The 15,745-nt window shown below is 50.9% G+C and carries 13 protein-coding genes; 4 read left to right on the forward strand and 9 right to left on the reverse strand.

From position 1 onward, the window contains the following. Nucleotides 1–201: 201 nt before the first annotated feature. The 5 genes from ABUL11_RS02630 to argH all read right to left on the reverse strand — a co-directional run bounded on the left by ABUL11_RS02630 (nucleotide 202) and on the right by argH (nucleotide 6,537). Entirely contained in the window at nucleotides 202–1,026 is an 825-nt protein-coding gene (locus ABUL11_RS02630) for an HDOD domain-containing protein (RefSeq protein WP_350282308.1), read from the reverse strand. Between the two features lie 155 nt (nucleotides 1,027–1,181). Continuing rightward, on the reverse strand, nucleotides 1,182–2,411 hold the full coding sequence (locus ABUL11_RS02635) for a class I SAM-dependent RNA methyltransferase (protein WP_350282309.1): 1,230 nt from the start codon (nucleotides 2,409–2,411) through the stop codon (nucleotides 1,182–1,184). A gap of 65 nt (nucleotides 2,412–2,476) precedes the next feature. After that, entirely contained in the window at nucleotides 2,477–3,946 is a 1,470-nt protein-coding gene (locus ABUL11_RS02640; protein WP_350282310.1) for a dynamin family protein, read from the reverse strand. A 280-nt stretch (nucleotides 3,947–4,226) separates the two neighbouring features. Continuing rightward, nucleotides 4,227–5,132, reverse strand: coding sequence for a fructosamine kinase family protein (locus tag ABUL11_RS02645; protein ID WP_350282311.1), 906 nt, complete (start codon nucleotides 5,130–5,132; stop codon nucleotides 4,227–4,229). Nucleotides 5,133–5,151: 19 nt separating this feature from the next. Then, on the reverse strand, nucleotides 5,152–6,537 hold the full coding sequence (gene argH, locus ABUL11_RS02650; RefSeq protein ID WP_350282312.1) for an argininosuccinate lyase: 1,386 nt from the start codon (nucleotides 6,535–6,537) through the stop codon (nucleotides 5,152–5,154). A 184-nt stretch (nucleotides 6,538–6,721) separates the two neighbouring features. Between argH and ABUL11_RS02655 the strand changes: the two genes are divergently transcribed. Further along, complete coding sequence (locus ABUL11_RS02655) at nucleotides 6,722–7,387, forward strand: hypothetical protein (protein WP_350282313.1); 666 nt, start codon at nucleotides 6,722–6,724, stop codon at nucleotides 7,385–7,387. A 46-nt stretch (nucleotides 7,388–7,433) separates the two neighbouring features. Here the strand turns inward: ABUL11_RS02655 and murA are convergent, their stop codons facing one another. Beyond that, nucleotides 7,434–8,687, reverse strand: coding sequence for a UDP-N-acetylglucosamine 1-carboxyvinyltransferase (murA, locus tag ABUL11_RS02660; RefSeq protein WP_350282314.1), 1,254 nt, complete (start codon nucleotides 8,685–8,687; stop codon nucleotides 7,434–7,436). A gap of 88 nt (nucleotides 8,688–8,775) precedes the next feature. On the opposite strand from murA, the gene ABUL11_RS02665 reads away from it, so the two are divergent. Both ABUL11_RS02665 and recG read left to right on the forward strand, forming a co-directional pair. After that, nucleotides 8,776–9,165 (forward strand): Rid family detoxifying hydrolase, encoded by a 390-nt coding sequence (locus ABUL11_RS02665; RefSeq protein WP_350282315.1) that lies wholly within the window; start codon nucleotides 8,776–8,778, stop codon nucleotides 9,163–9,165. After that, nucleotides 9,122–11,254: an ATP-dependent DNA helicase RecG gene (gene recG, locus ABUL11_RS02670; RefSeq protein ID WP_396956196.1), complete on the forward strand. Its 2,133-nt coding sequence runs from the start codon at nucleotides 9,122–9,124 to the stop codon at nucleotides 11,252–11,254. The genes ABUL11_RS02665 and recG overlap by 44 nt, the downstream gene beginning before the upstream one ends. Here recG and rapZ read toward each other — a convergent pair. Continuing rightward, nucleotides 11,239–12,105, reverse strand: a complete 867-nt coding sequence (gene rapZ / locus ABUL11_RS02675; protein WP_350282316.1) for an RNase adapter RapZ — start codon at nucleotides 12,103–12,105, stop codon at nucleotides 11,239–11,241. The genes recG and rapZ overlap by 16 nt on opposite strands. Before the next feature lie 167 nt (nucleotides 12,106–12,272). On the opposite strand from rapZ, the gene greB reads away from it, so the two are divergent. Then, nucleotides 12,273–12,821 carry a transcription elongation factor GreB gene (gene greB / locus ABUL11_RS02680; RefSeq protein ID WP_350282317.1) on the forward strand — a complete coding sequence of 183 codons (549 nt, stop codon included), beginning with the start codon at nucleotides 12,273–12,275 and terminating at the stop codon, nucleotides 12,819–12,821. Nucleotides 12,822–12,924: 103 nt separating this feature from the next. Here the strand turns inward: greB and ABUL11_RS02685 are convergent, their stop codons facing one another. Then, entirely contained in the window at nucleotides 12,925–14,616 is a 1,692-nt protein-coding gene (locus ABUL11_RS02685; protein WP_350282318.1) for an adenylate/guanylate cyclase domain-containing protein, read from the reverse strand. Continuing rightward, nucleotides 14,603–15,454, reverse strand: coding sequence for an HDOD domain-containing protein (locus tag ABUL11_RS02690; protein ID WP_350282319.1), 852 nt, complete (start codon nucleotides 15,452–15,454; stop codon nucleotides 14,603–14,605). Before ABUL11_RS02690 ends, ABUL11_RS02685 begins: the two co-directional genes overlap by 14 nt. Nucleotides 15,455–15,745: the final 291 nt, after the last annotated feature.

The raw sequence follows: 15,745 nt of genomic DNA on the forward strand, positions 1-15,745 counted from the left end.
AGGTCGCAGACCCTTTCACCGCGAATAGAGTGTGGCAAGTAGCCGCGATCTGATACCTTCGTAATTGATGGGTTGGATTGTTTCATACCTGTCGGCATTTACAAAGAGACAGAAAGTCGGGGTCCGGATTTTTCAATGTATCAGTTTTACCGGAATGAAGTACTTTGTTCCCGCTTTCAAAGAGGGTGTCCTTCAACAGCGTCAGCCGCGGGCATGCACCAGTGTCCGGGCATCATCTGGCGTAATGCACAATAGTTCACCGATTGCAGCATAATCATCCGACAGGGCGGCGTCATCCCAGCCATGGGCGCTATGCCGTGCAAGGTTTACTGCCAATGCGACATTGCGGACTCGGGAGTGGGCGATATGCTTTTTATCCATCAGCATGATCAGCAGTTTAGGCAGTGTCCAAGCTTCTATCAGTGTGGCTTGCAAATCGTATACTGTGAAACCCAATACCGTTTCTTGAACGGTACTGCTGTCCAGTGTGCTGTCCTGTTGCTGCAATGTATCGATTTCGAGCATTTTGTCCGGAACGAAGCAGCACAGCAGTATTTCGGTGATGTCGTGCAGTAGCGCAGCGATACCAATTTCCTCGAAATGAGTGTCGTACAAGCGTATGGCCCATTCAAATGCATAGTTGGAGGCAATATGCGCGCGATATATTCGTCGCAACAGATGGACCTGTGCAACGGGGTGTTGTTGCAGTAAATGTTCCACGAGGGGTTCAGTAGTAACCTGATCGAGTGTGTTTTCTACGCCCAGCATGATCAGCGCCTGTTCGACTTGTACGATTTCCTGCTGTTGCCGCTTATGCTTGTGTTGTTGCAGGTGACGCAACAACTTCACCGTCATGAGCGGGTCACGCCTGATGATGCGAGCGACGTTGCGTGCACTGGGACTGGGTTCCAGTTCTTTCAACACTGCCAGATCATGGGCGGTTTTGCGCAACACGGGAATTTCTACTTCACCGAGAAATCGGGCCCATTCCGTCAGTTTGCGAAAATTTTCTGGTTGTATCGTCATCTTTTGTATCCGCCCTGATTGGTTGCTGGTTTTGACATACTCCAGAGCTGGCACTCTGGAGAGGGTATTGAAATTTCTTCGGCAAACTGACGGAATAGTTTAGGAAAACTCTGAAGAACTGCTGCATTCAACCAATACTGTGTTGATATCAGGAATTAAATACTCTGTAAAGTGGGCTTTCTCGCTTGTTTCTGTCTTGCCTGATTATTGCTTCCTTCTTTCTCAGTATTTTCCTGACGCTTGCGAAATAAGGCCATGATTTCGATATGCGGAGTATGGGGAAACAGATCTATGAGCTGAATATCAGTGAATTTCCACCCGTTTTTGCAGAATATCCAGGCATCGCGCGCGAAGGTTACGGGATCGCAGGAGATGTAGCAGATGGTTTCAAGCATGACGAAGGTTTCGAAGAATCCGTGCAGGGTTTTCAGTCCGGAACGAGGTGGATCGAGTATCAGCGTATCAGCCTCTCTCACGTTTCTTTTGAGAATTTTCCAGATGAAGGGATGGTAGAGGTCAGCCGTTCTGGCATCCACACCGGGCAGCTTTTTTTGCCGGAGAATGGAGATTGCCTGTGGATCGGCTTCATAAGCCAGTATCTCGGGACATCCAGTTTGTGCGATTACTTCAGTGAAATTGCCTGATCCACAGAATAATTCGATGATTCTGCGCAGATTGCCATGCTGTTCGAGCGTGTGTTTCAGCCACGCCTTCATCCACTGATTCTGTGCATCGTTGCCTTGCCGGAAAGGTTGTTTCCGGTTGAGCAGCACCGGTTCTACCGGTGACTGATCGTCCAGATCGATGAAGTTCCAATCGTAACCCGGTGTCGGTATCCATTCGTGGCTGGGCAGGTGCTTGCGCAGGCTTTGCAGGTGTTGCCGGCAGGTTTGATTGAGAATCAGGCAATCCTCGATTGGGACGATATGATGCGATCCCTCGGCAACGAAACCCAGTTTCTCACCATCTGTTTTGACCTGAAAACGGTTGCGATAGCCGAACAGATCCGGAGAAGGTCGTACCGATCCGATGTTCAGATCAGCGAGATCGAAGCCAACTCTGTGCATGGCGTAGAGAAACCGGTTTTTTTTCTGTTCCAGCTGGCTATCGTAGTCTGCGATCATCCACGGGCAGCCGGAGCAATCACTGTCGCTGAAACCCAGGAACTGGCATTCAGGAATCTTGCGATGGCAGGAAGGTTGAATGAGGTGAATCAGACGGGCATAACCATATTTCCTGTTGTTCAGGGTGCGATCGATCGTTTCGAATTCGCCGATATCACCTGGCCAAGTGCCGGCAGCAAAGTAGGAAAGCCCATTCTCGGGATGTCGCACGACGCCCAGTCCTTTCTGGGATAAATGGGTGATTTCGCCCTGAAATAGCATGGCCGGATGAAAAGATCCCCCCTGCCACTGTTGCTGCGGGCAGGGGGTGTCGGGTGATTGACTGATCAGGCTTGTTCAGCGGCAGGTTGGTTCTGCTCCTGATGACCGGATGGGTCGGTGAACTGGTCGTTCAGCATTTGGATGTAATCGTTGGCATCTTCCTTGACTTCAGCCAGGATGCGGCGATTTGTACCATTCCAGCCAGCTGGTTTTTTCAGGAACATGGGGCGGTAACCAGCAGTGCTTTTACTGAAGGCTCGGCTGAATTGCTTGGCAGCATTGTGGTCGTGCCCGAATTCCTTCGGGAGTTGTTTCAGAATGCTGCGGGCGACACTTTTACGCACGGCCAGGTGAATATAGCCGATGACTCCCAGTAGAAGCATGATGGTGATGATCGGCAATATGCCACCGGCAGAAATTCCATCGATGCATTCCTTGAACAGATGCCAGCTGTCCGTAACGGTCAGTGCTATTCCTGTCAATGCTGCCAGCAGGCCGACCAGTATGCCATCGAGTGTGAGTACCTGGCTTCTCCACTGATCGAGTGCAATTTCCAATTTACCGATGACCTGGTTTTCGATGGTGTTGGCTGTTTGTTCAAGCATGGCGGCTATGCGGTACGAGCGCTCGATTTCGATTTGTTGCATGCGTGCGCTGATATCTGCCAGATCTTCCTCGCGTTTTTGTTCGAAACGTTCTCGGATTTGCGGATTTTCGATGGGGATGGCTGCATCTTTATCATAAACCCGGTAAAAACGCCCGGCCAGAAGCCCAGCCTGGGCCAGTGAACGCTGCCAGGCGGAAATGACTTCCTCGGGATTGTCTTCCTTTGCCGTCACGTCGATCTGGTTGAGTATGTACAGAAACTTATTGGCATCCGGACGATTGATGGTGGCGGCGACCAGATATTCGAGCGTGTCTTTCATGGCGCCGGGTTCCGGGTGGCGTGCATCGAAGAAGACGAGTACCAGGTCGGACAGATCGATGATGTGCTGGGTAAGGCGCAAAGTGGAAGTACGCTGACTATCTGCATCGAATCCGGGAGAATCGATCAGGATCTTGCCGCGAATCTGTTCCGACGGGCAGGTCTTGAGCTGAATGTAGGCATCTATGCGCTGCGGTCCGGCTTCTGCAATTTCGTCGATGCTGTGGCTGATCTGATAGAACGGGAAACGGGGGTCGGCATCGAGTGCTACACCGGGGAGTGTCTTGATTTCATCATGGCGGCTGTAGCAGATCACGGTAAATTTATCGTCGACCGCCTGATTACCGGTGCGCTGTAGCGACATATTCAGATAAGAATTGATGAAAGTCGATTTGCCCGACGAAAAAGTGCCCAACACTGCAATCATCGGCCACCAGGTGACATAGGTGGCATACGATTCGTTCAGCTCCAGTAATCCGAGCGCCTGGGCGACACCGTCCAGTTTTCTGAAACTGTGGACGGCTTTAGTCAGGACCGGATTATCCGGGTGTTCCTCTGCGAGATGTTTTTCCAGATTGGCAAGGTGCTTGAGGATATTGGTCGTGCTCATAGTTGATGATCCTTGTTTGATTGATGAATGTCTGCCGCAACCCGGGTATTGCGGCATGATCCACGGTTGGTAAAAGGGGGTTGCCCGTCATTTGTATGTTTTCTGGCTTTACTTGAGGTTGCATATGGCTGGTACAGCCCGGTGACGACAGGTTGCCGGTGCTGAAAAGTGCTGGTCAGAGCGTTGGTGACAGATATCTCCTTTCTTGTTACTCGAATCATTTTATTGTGCCTGCTGCTGCTTGACAATGAATGTGATTACAGGGGCAGATTTGTTTACGCTAATAAAGTTCGGCCAGTAATTTTTTTATGATGGTTTCTGCCTGGCTCAGATACTGCGGCCCGAACAGATTGAGGTGATTGAGGATATGGTAAAGATTATAGAACTGTTTGCGGGTGGCATAGCCGGTTTCTACCGGCCAGGCGTCACGATAGGCCGCATGGAAATCCGGCGGGAATCCGCCGAACAGTTCTGTCATCGCCAGATCCGTTTCTCTGTCACCATAGTAAACCGCCGGATCGAAAATGACGGGCTGTCCATCCGGATCGAAAGCATAATTGCCTCCCCACAGATCGCCGTGCAGCAGTGACGGTAGCGGCAGGGTATCGGTAAAGAAATGGTGAAATTCGGACAGAAGACGTTCTCCCAATGATTGCAGTGAGCCAGCGTAACCGTTTTTGCGCGCGAGATTCAACTGATAACCCAGTCGGTATTGTCGCCAGAACGAAATCCAGTCGCTGTCGGTGGTGTTCCTCTGAGGGGTTGATCCGATTGTGTTGTCGCGTATCCAGCCGAATGTTTCTGCGGTGTGCCGATGCAGGCTTGCCAGCCCGATACCTAGTGCAGCTGCATCTCCCTGGTTCTGTAGATCGATGAATTCCAGTACCAGCCAGGCATGATCATGATTACTTCCGCAGCAAAGCGGTCGAGGAACACGCAGGCTGGCAGAATCGAGTATTTCTTTCAACCCTGCTGCCTCGGCTTCGAACATAGCCAAGTCCCTGGCTTTGTTCAGTTTGGCGAAGTATTGCCGTTCGTGATCACGGATGCAGAAGGTCTGATTGATACAACCTCCACCGATCGGGGTGAGGCTTTCCGGAGTGAATACTTGCTGGGTATACCGTGAAATCTGTACGGCTATGCTTGCCCATGGAAGAGTAGTAGTGTGCAGAGATCCCCGTTTCATTCCGCGTTCTGTTTCCAGCTTAGCCGGGTAATTGTGATCGGGCACGGCAGATGGCTTCGCGCACTTGCTCTGGTGCGGTGCCACCAAGATGATTGCGACTTTGCAGGGAACCTTCCAGTGTTAGTACCTCGAATACGTCCTGTTCGATGATTTCGGAAAATTGCCGCAAATCCGCGAGCGAGAGTTCACTCAGATCACAAGCCTTGCTTTCCGCAAAACGAACTGCCTGGGCAACTGCTTCGTGCGCATCGCGAAACGGTATCCCTTTTTTGACCAGATAATCAGCCAGATCGGTGGCCGTTGCGTAACCGCGCAGTGCAGCCTGGCGCATGGCTTCCGGGTTGACGTGCAGCCCGGCCAACATGTCGGTGTAAATGGTCAGGGTATCCTTCAGGGTATCGACCGTATCGAACAGAGGTTCCTTATCTTCCTGGTTATCCTTGTTATAAGCAAGCGGCTGGGATTTCATCAAGGTCAGCAGTGCGACCAGATGGCCGTTGACGCGACCGGTTTTTCCGCGTACCAGTTCAGGCACGTCAGGATTTTTCTTTTGCGGCATGATTGACGAGCCGGTGCAGAACCGATCTGCCAGCCCGATGAAACCGAATGCCGGATTCATCCAGAGTATCAGCTCCTCTGAGAGGCGAGAGAGGTGCATCATGATGAGTGCGGCACAGGCACAGAACTCGATCGCGAAGTCTCGATCAGAAACAGCATCCAACGAATTGTGGCAGATACCGTCAAATCCCAATTCATGCGCGACCCTTGCCCGGTCGACAGGGTAGCTGGTACCAGCCAGGGCAGCGGCACCCAACGGCAGCTGATTGACCCGTTTTCTGCAATCCTGCAGGCGCTGCCCATCACGTTGCAGCATTTCGTAATAGGCAAGCAGATGATGTCCGAACGAAACGGGTTGAGCCACCTGTAAATGAGTGAATCCGGGCATAATTGTGGCGGCGTGCTGCTCTGCCAGATCCAGCAGTACATATTGCAGGGTGTGGATGAGGTTGATGATGTCGTCAATCGCAGCACGCAGATAGAGCCGGATATCGGTGGCCACCTGATCGTTGCGCGAGCGGGCCGTGTGCAATTTTTTGCCGGCATCTCCGGTCAGCGCAGTCAAACGTCGTTCGATATTCAGATGGACGTCTTCCTGTTCGAGCTGCCATTCGAATTCGCCTTTGCTGATTTCTTCATGGATCTGTGCCAATCCCTGTTCGATGGCGGCCAGATCTGCGGGCTGGATGATGCCGGTTGCAGCCAGCATACGGACGTGTGCTAGCGAACCCTGGATGTCATATTCGGCTAATCGGTAGTCGAAACCGATCGATGCGGTATAACGTTGTACGAGTTGTGCAACTGGTTCTCTGAAACGTCCCGACCAGGTTTTTTTATCTTTTTCCACGGAAATATCTGTCGTTTGTTGAAACCCCGTATTTTACCCGCAACCCGGAAAGAATCGACTGGCAGATTTTGCAACACGTATGCATAATAGAGGCTGGTTATTGGCAGCACTGCTTTCCCTGGAAAAGGGAATGGTGGATAATTAGCGCCTTTCATCGAGTCACTCATTAACGAAGGAGCAATTCATGTCGGATCAATACACGCAGAACGAGAGCGACCAGTCCAAAGACAAGGTTGAATGGACCAAGCCCGCTTCATTACTCAATATTCTGGGCAAGAAGTTTGCGCCGATTGCCGACCTGCAGCACAAACAGTTGCCGTCATGGTCATTACTGGTTTTTCTGGGTGTATTGCTGCTGGTATTCATCTGGAAGCAGATTGCTGTAAACCAGGCTGAGTCACAGCTGGAAAAAGGGCAGGCTCAGATCGCGCAGCAGCTTGAGGAAAAGAGTAAGGAACTGGTCAAAAAAGCGCGTGAATATGCCGACAGCCAGTACAAAAAGGAAGAAGAACGCTTTGGTCAGGTGCTGGCATGGGCAGTGCGTGGCGAGCTGATCCGTAATAATCTGGACCAGATCGACCAGTATCTGACTGAACTCGTCAAAACAAAGGATACTGAGCGTGTTGTATTGATCAGTGACGAGGGCAAACTGCTGGTATCCACCGATAAAAGGCTGGAGAGTGAAGAGGCTTCGAGTCTTTATCCCAAAGATATTCTTGGTCTGCAGACCATCACCGTCAAATCGGATGTGGATAACAGGAAATTGCTGGTCGTACCGGTCATGGGCCTGAACAAACGTCTGGCCACCATCGTAATCAGCTACAATCCGCCATCTTTGCTGAAAAACTGATTTAACGACGAACTGCCTGTTTCAAACCCCCGTGATACGGGGGTTTTTAATGTATGCGTTTGATTTGTGCACCTGCCTGCGCGAGTTTTCGTTCGATTCGTTCATAACCCCGGTCCAGGTGGTAGATCCGATCGACGATGGTTTCTCCCTGTGCAACCAGACCGGCGATGATCAGACAGGCGGAGGCACGCAGATCGGTTGCCATCACACTGGCACCATTGAGTTGGGGAATGCCATGTACGATCGCGGTATTGCCCTCGACCTGAATATCCGCATTCAGACGTTTGAGTTCCTGTACGTGCATGAAGCGGTTCTCGAAAATTGTTTCTGTCATGACAGAAGTACCATCAGCAATACTGTTCATCGCCATGAACTGCGCCTGCATATCGGTGGGGAAGGCCGGATAGGGGGCGGTACGCAGACTGACCGGCTGTGGCCGGTGTTGCATGCGCAGGCGGATCCAGTCTTCACCCGTATCGATGGCCGCACCAGCCTCTATCAGCTTGCCGAGTACGACATCGAGTGTATCTGCGCGTGTCCGGGTCAGGGTGATGTCGCCACCGCAGGCAGCGACAGCAGTCAGGAATGTACCGGTCTCGATGCGATCAGGCATGACAGTATGTGAACAGCCATGCAGGCGATCCACTCCTTCGATGACGATGATGTCACTGCCTGCTCCTTCTATTTTCGCTCCCATGCTGATGAGGCAATCCGCCAGATCGACTACTTCAGGCTCACGTGCGGCATTTTCCAGAATGGTGGTGCCGGAAGCGAGTGTGGCGGCCATCATCAGATTCTCGGTGCCGGTGACGGTAACGAGATCCATGACGATACGTGCGCCTGAGAGGTGCCTGGCCTGGGCACGGATATAGCCCTGTTCGATACTGATGTCCGCTCCCATGGCCTGCAATCCCTTGATATGCTGATCTACCGGACGCATACCGATTGCGCAGCCGCCCGGCAGTGAAATATATGCCTGCCCGGTTCGTGCCAGCAATGGGCCCAGTACGAGGATGGCGGCACGCATGGTTTTGACCATGTCGTAAGAAGCGGTCGGATTAGTAATGCTGGCAGCAGACAGTTCTGTTGTACCTGGGTCATTTGTTAAAATGCGCACACCGATCTGTTCGAGCAGTGCCAGCATGGTGGTGATATCCCGCAGATGCGGGAGGTTCTGTATGGTAAATGTATCGGCAGTCAGCAACGATGCGCACAATACTGGCAGAGCTGCGTTTTTGGCACCGGAAATACTGATTTCACCCTGGAGCTTTGCTCCTCCGTGAATGACGAGTTTCTGCATGAATTTATACTTTATCGAGAATTGAGACCGCTGCCTGCCTGTGCGGGCGCCAGACATTTTATTCTATCGTACTATCCAGGGAGTCAGAATGAGCAAATTTATTATCCAAACCAACGATGCCCCGCAGGCAATCGGCACCTATTCCCAGGCTGTTCGCGTGACAGGTGGTGAGACTGTCTACCTTTCCGGCCAGATCGGGCTCGACCCGGTCAGTATGGTAATGGTATCGGGGATCGATGCGCAGATCGAGCAGGTCATTGCCAATCTCAAGGCAGTGATCGCTGCCAGTGGCGGCAGTCTGAGTGATGTGGTCAAACTGAACGTTTACCTGACCGACTTGGGCAATTTCTCCCGGGTCAATGAAATCATGGGTAAGCATTTCAGCCAACCGTATCCCGCACGTGCAGCCATTGGTGTGGCAGCATTGCCGCGTGATGCGCTGGTGGAGATGGATGCTGTCGTCGTGCTGGATAAGTGATCCTGATTCACCATTTATATCATTTTCCCCGTTGGCTGCTCATTTTTTCGGCTCACTGGATGAGACTTTACGCAAGAAACTCGAAAAACTTGGCTTGTTCAGTGATTTCGATCTGGTTTTGCATCTGCCGCTACGTTATGAGGATGAAACACGGCTGTCGCCCATCAGTGAGGCCGTTCCTGGAAGTACGATACAAATAGAAGGGGTCGTTGTCGAGCAGGAAGTGCTGACCCGCCCGCGGCGGCAGCTTGTTTGCCGGATAGAGGACGATAGCGGTACGCTTTATCTGCGTTTTTTCAATTTTTATGCCAGTCAGGTAACTGCCTGGTCGCCGGGCACACGGCTGCGTGTGTTGGGCGAAATACGGACCGGATTTCATGGGGTGGAGATGGTGCACCCGAAATGCCAGGTGGTGCACGGCAGTATGGCGCTGGCACATGCGCTGACTCCGGTTTACCCGGTAACGGCCGGGTTGCCGCAACGTACCCTTGCCCGGCTGATCGTGCAGGCTTTTGAACGATTACGTGCAAAACAGCTTCTGCAGGAAATTCTGCCGGTAACGATACTATCCGCCTATCAGTTCCCCGCATTTGAGGACAGTTTATCCATACTGCATTGTCCACCTGCCGGAGTGTCGATCACATCCTTGCAGCAACGTTCCCATCCGGCCTGGTTTCGGATCAAATTCGACGAATTACTGGCACAGCAACTTTCCATGCGTTGTCATTATCACCAGCGTCGCAGCCAGCGGGCACCTGTTTTGTCGCAGCAAACCGGTTTGCAGCAGACATTGCTGGAAGTACTGCCATTCGGTCTGACTGACGCGCAATGCAAAGTGGTGGCCGAAATCAGCAAGGATCTTGCGCAGCCTTACCCCATGCAGCGGCTGTTACAGGGAGATGTAGGCAGTGGCAAAACGATTGTGGCAGCACTGGCTGCGTTGCAGTCGATCGGAAACGATTATCAGGTCGCGGTCATGGCGCCGACAGAGATTCTGGCCGAGCAACATTTTCGCAAATTGTCCGACTGGCTGATTCCCCTTGGCGTGGGTGTAGGCTGGTTGTCCGGCAGCCAGAAGAAAAGCCTGCGCAACCAGGAACTGGAAAGGATGGCAACGGGTGAGGCCATGCTTGTTGTCGGGACACATGCATTGTTCCGGGAGACGGTCCAATTCAAGCGGCTTGGACTGGTGATCATCGATGAACAGCACCGTTTCGGTGTGGATCAGCGGCTGGCACTGCGTATGAAAGGTGGAGATGAAGGCATGATACCGCATCAGCTGATGATGAGTGCTACACCGATTCCACGAACACTTTCAATGAGCTATTTCGCTGATCTGGATGTCTCTGTCATCGATCAATTGCCTCCCGGCAGATCACCAGTGGTGACCCGGTTGATCGACAACAGCCGACGCGAGGAAATCGTTGCGCGTATCCGTGAAGCCTGCCTCGCTGGTCGCCAGGCTTACTGGGTTTGCCCGTTGATCGAGGAATCTGAAGCGTTGCAATTGAAAACGGCAGTGGAAACTTACGAAACGTTGAGCCAGACTTTTCCTGATCTCAGAATCGCTCTCATTCACGGCCGGCTCGACAGCGATGAAAAATCTGCGATCATGGCGGAATTCAGCCAGGGAGCAGTGCAATTGCTGGTTGCTACGACTGTGATCGAAGTCGGTGTAGATGTGCCAAACGCTTCGCTGATGGTGATCGAGCATGCTGAACGTATGGGGTTGTCGCAATTGCATCAGCTGCGCGGGCGGATCGGCCGCGGATCGGCCACCGGTGTGTGTGTCCTGATGTATCAGCAGCCATTATCCGAAGTGGCGCGTAAACGGTTGCAGATTATTTTCGAACATAGTGATGGATTCGAAATCGCGCGTCAGGATCTGCTGCTGCGTGGGCCCGGGGAATTTCTTGGTACTCGCCAGAGTGGTGTGCCTTTGCTGCGATTTGCCAATCTGGAAGAGGATGTCGATCTGCTTGAAATGGCGCGCAATGTTGCCGAGGATATGCTGCGTGATCATCCGCTTGCAGCGCAGCGCCACATGCAACGCTGGCTGGGCAGGAAAGAAGATTATCTGCGTGCGTAATGCAGGTTGTATTCTGCCAGGCCGCGATGACGCACCAGGACATGGGCACTGTCGCGGAAGTGTAGTGCGAGCTTTTCTGCAAAGTAAACCGAGCGATGTTGTCCGCCGGTACAACCGATGGCAACTGTGAGATAGGCTCGATTATCCCGTATGTAAGCCGGTAGCCAAGTACCCAGAAAATTGCGGATATCTCTAAGCATTTTTGAGGCATCCGGCTGAGATTCCATAAAGCGGATGACTTCAGGATCGTGCCCCGTCAACTCTTTCAGTTGCGGATCGTAAAAAGGATTGGGCAGGCAGCGTATATCGAATACCAGATCGGCATCCAGAGGGATACCGTGTTTGTATCCGAATGACTGGAACAATAGTGTCAACTGGGATAGATTCCGGCTGTCTGCGATGAAATCCTTGATGAAAGCCCGCAGCGCGTTGGGCCTGAGAGAACTGGTATCGATATGATGCCCTAGCCCTATCAATGTGGCCAGTGCTTCACGTTCACGTCGGATAGCTTCTTCCAGGGTGATATTCTTGTTGCTCAGGGGGTGTCTGCGACGAGTCTCGGAAAAGCGCTGCATCAGCGTTTCAGTACGTGCATCCAGGAATATGAATTTTGTCTGGATACTTTTGTCGATCATTTTGAGTTGCCAAGGCAAAACGGTAATGTTTTCGCCACTGCGCATATCAATAGCGACTGCAACGTGAGTGTGATGCTGCGTTTGCAGGTGATTGATGAGAACAACGAGCAGCGATGCAGGAAGGTTATCGACACAATAATAGCCTGAATCTTCCAGGACATTGAGTACGATCGACTTTCCCGAGCCGGATAACCCGCTGATAATGATGACTTGCATGCTCCGGAGTATAGCAAAGTGTTTTGTTTGTAAACACTTAATCCGGCTATTACCGGATTTCGAGGACGGCGATACCCCGAGTCGCAATGGAAAAGACAGCCAACAGTCCTGAATATTGGCAAATCTGGCTTATGTTTCTAATAGTTGAGTGATTTTTATTGATAATTATGAGTAAAGCGTTCATTAAAGAAAGCGATGATGAAGAAGAACTCGATACTGCACCGCAGTTGCAGCAAGGGACGAAGAACTATGTCACTCCCGGGGGATATCAGCGATTGAAGGATGAATTTGATCAGTTATGGAAAGTGGAGCGCCCGGAACTGGTCAAAATCATTTCCTGGGCGGCATCGAACGGTGATCGCTCGGAGAATGGTGATTACATTTACGGCAAACGGCATTTACGTGAAATCGATCGCCGTCTGCGGTTTTTATCCAGGCGTTTGGACAACGCTGAAATCATCGATCCGAAGCAGCGCGGCGAATGCGATCAGGTGTTTTTTGGTGCGACGGTAACGGTTTGTAATCAGCGGGGCGAGGAGCAGACTTACAGTATCGTCGGTATTGATGAGGCCGAACCGGGCCGGGGCTGGATCAGCTGGATTTCACCGCTGGCCAAGGCATTGCTGAAAGCACGTGAAGGCGATGTGGTGTCATTGCAGACACCGGGTGGCCTGGAAGAGCTGGAAGTGGTGGAAATCCGTTACGAAGCGTTGTGATATACAGATCTTTGGCTGGATTTTTGGTTCTGCCATCAATACAGGATGAGTCATTGCCATGCCTGGAACGGCCGATCGTTCGCTGCATCAGGCAGAGATGTGATCAGCCTTTTGCATGATGAGTTGTAAAAATATCGTGCAGCAGAGTCTGGCTGGTGGTTTGCACGTAGCGAACGGCCTGTTTGTTGCGTTTTCCTTTCAGCTTGAGATAAAAGGGTTTACTGAATCTGATTTCAGGGTGGTCCATGTGTGCAGTGATTTCGTACAGGGTTTCGCTGATCAGTATCGCGCCCGGGCAGCAGTTTTTTTCAAGTCGGGCAGCTGTATTGACGACATCCCCGATCGTCGTCCAGTCGAGTCTGTCAGAAGAACCGATATTACCGATGACCACTTTGCCCCAGTGGATGCCAATGCGTAAGAGCAGCAGATCTTTACCGGCACGCATTCGCAGATTATTGAAGTCATAGGAATGTTTGTGAATTTCCAATGCGGCCAGTATGGCTTTGTGGGGTTCTCTGAACAGCGCCATGACACAGTCACCCATAAATTTGTCGATGATTCCCGCATGCTGTCTGACGGCTTTTGTGATTCTGCCAAGTATCATATTGAGCGTATGAATGACGGATTCTTCTTTTTCGTTGTTTTCCACATAGCTGGTAAAACCGGCAATATCACAGAACAGGACAGCGAGCCGGCATTCTTCATTGAGGAGTGCATTACCGCCCAACCGGACGATTTCCCGGGCTTTTTGCTCGACCAGCTGAGGTACGTAATTACGGGTGATGTTATGAACACGAGCTTCATTGAGGATAGAGCCTTCGGCCAGGGTGTGTGTGGCTTTATGGTCCAGCGATACGATTTGCCACAACGTGTGAATGGTCATGTCATGATGGCGATAACCGCTGATATTGAAAAGTATCGACAGGCTATCATCATGAGGTAATCTGATGCGGATTCTGTAGTTCTCGAACAGACCACCCTGTGACTGCAGAGCGAGCCCCCACAACACATCGTTATAAAAATGGCCGGGGATGATACCTGTCAGGGTATGGGCCGAGGTTGGTGATATTTCCAGTTTCAGGTTATTGAGAATTGCGGGGGAAATGGACAGGATATCGCCTGCACTGGAAAAAACGATGATGCCATAGTTCAGTTTGCAGAAAACGGCCAGGACTTTGTCCGATTCATCATCAGGGAGCAGTAATTCAGAGTGCCCTGCCTGTTCCAGATGAGGATGATGTTGCGCAATGTCTCTCACTACAGTGGCGCAATAATAGGCCGGTGTAATGGTGTCGGTCTGCTTTAACAGTGTGAATCCGATCGCTTTGGCAAGTTTACTATCCAGATAAGCACTGCTGTCACAGCTTTCCGGGTATTCGATTCGTATTAAAGTATCCGTTTTCTCAGGAAAGGTCAGCGTGACCTGGAAATGATTCTTTCTGCAGAATTGCTCGATATTCCGATCGCCATGTGTGTTCAGCTCATTCTGCAGAAGTTCATCGAATACATTATCCTTGCTGACGATGTCGATATTCAGATCATCTTCGATCGCCTGCTGGAATGCATGACGATGCATGGTTCTGACTATGTTTGTGATCAGTTTGTGCAGTAAAAGTACGGTTGAATCCAGCAGGCGCGGGCATTGCAGACGTTTCAGCGAACATACGATTTCCTGTTCCAGTTCCTGCCAGACATGATGCTCAAGTGAGGTAACGATGATCGAGTGATCGGATTCGAGAGAGAATGATTCAATCCTGTCCGGACTTGTTCCAGAGGAGGGATCAACTATGATCATGGGCGCAGAACTGAAAGATTTCATCGTTAATCAATTTTTGAAAGAAAGCTTCATCGAGCAGATAATCAGAAAACTCCTCATTCAGTCCGTAAGACATCAGCTTCTCCTTGCGAATGGCCGGATCACCGGGGTTGGTGCCAATTCCAGCTCCTTTGATCAGGCTGTTGGCAATTGCCAGCCAGTGCAGAATTTCATTATCGGTCTGTCCGGGTAATAACTGATCCAGATCGGTAGCGACATACAGTTGAAACTGTGGCGGGAGTTTCCATTCCCTGACTGCCTGTTCACCGATCTGATAATGATCCGTACCCAGAAATTTCTGTTCTGCTTCCTTGCTTGAGCAGCTATTCTCGAGCATGTAGGTAAGGGCATCCATATAATCCTTGCGCACATGGGTAAAAAGCAGCACTTTGCCGATATCGTGGACTAGTCCGGCAACAAAGGCTTCTTCACAATCCTCCGATTTTCCTAATTCAGAACAGATGTTGTAACTGGCAATGGCGGTCAACAGAGAGTGGTGCCAGATATGTTTGCATACCAGAGCGTTTTTGCTTTTGGAAAATACAGAGCGCGAAAAAGCCAGTATGACCAGTGAACGAATAATATTGATTCCCAGCAGACTGATTGCGATGGGTAACGTTCTGATCGGTTGACTGCGGTTGTAAATGGGTGAATTTGCCACCCTGAGAATAAATGACGCAACTACCTGATCAGAACGTAACAGATGATCCATTTCCCTAAAACAGTTTGGAGATTCTTCATTGATCTCGATGATTCTGGAAATGATTTCCGGTTGTGTGGATTTTATTGTTTTGTAGTCAATGACACATCGATTCATGGCTCATGGCTGCCGAGGTCATGGCAGTAAAAATTTTTGGGTGTTGTTATAAGAACCTGTTCAAGGCCTTGATCAAGGGATGCAGTGCAAGGCAAAATTGAACGAAGAATCGGAGCATACTCGAAGTATGTGAGCATTTTGAGTGCGATTTTAACGCCACAATGCGCCCTTCAGCGAGATATTGAACTGGTTCTAAATTAAAACAACGGCATGTATGAGGCTGTCTTGATAGATGACAAATAAAATTCCTGGAATTCGTGGGAATTGATTTGAGGTTATTTCTAAAAACAA

The sequence above is a fragment of the Nitrosomonas sp. genome, from assembly GCF_040256045.1.
Taxonomy (GTDB): Bacteria; Pseudomonadota; Gammaproteobacteria; order Burkholderiales; family Nitrosomonadaceae; genus Nitrosomonas.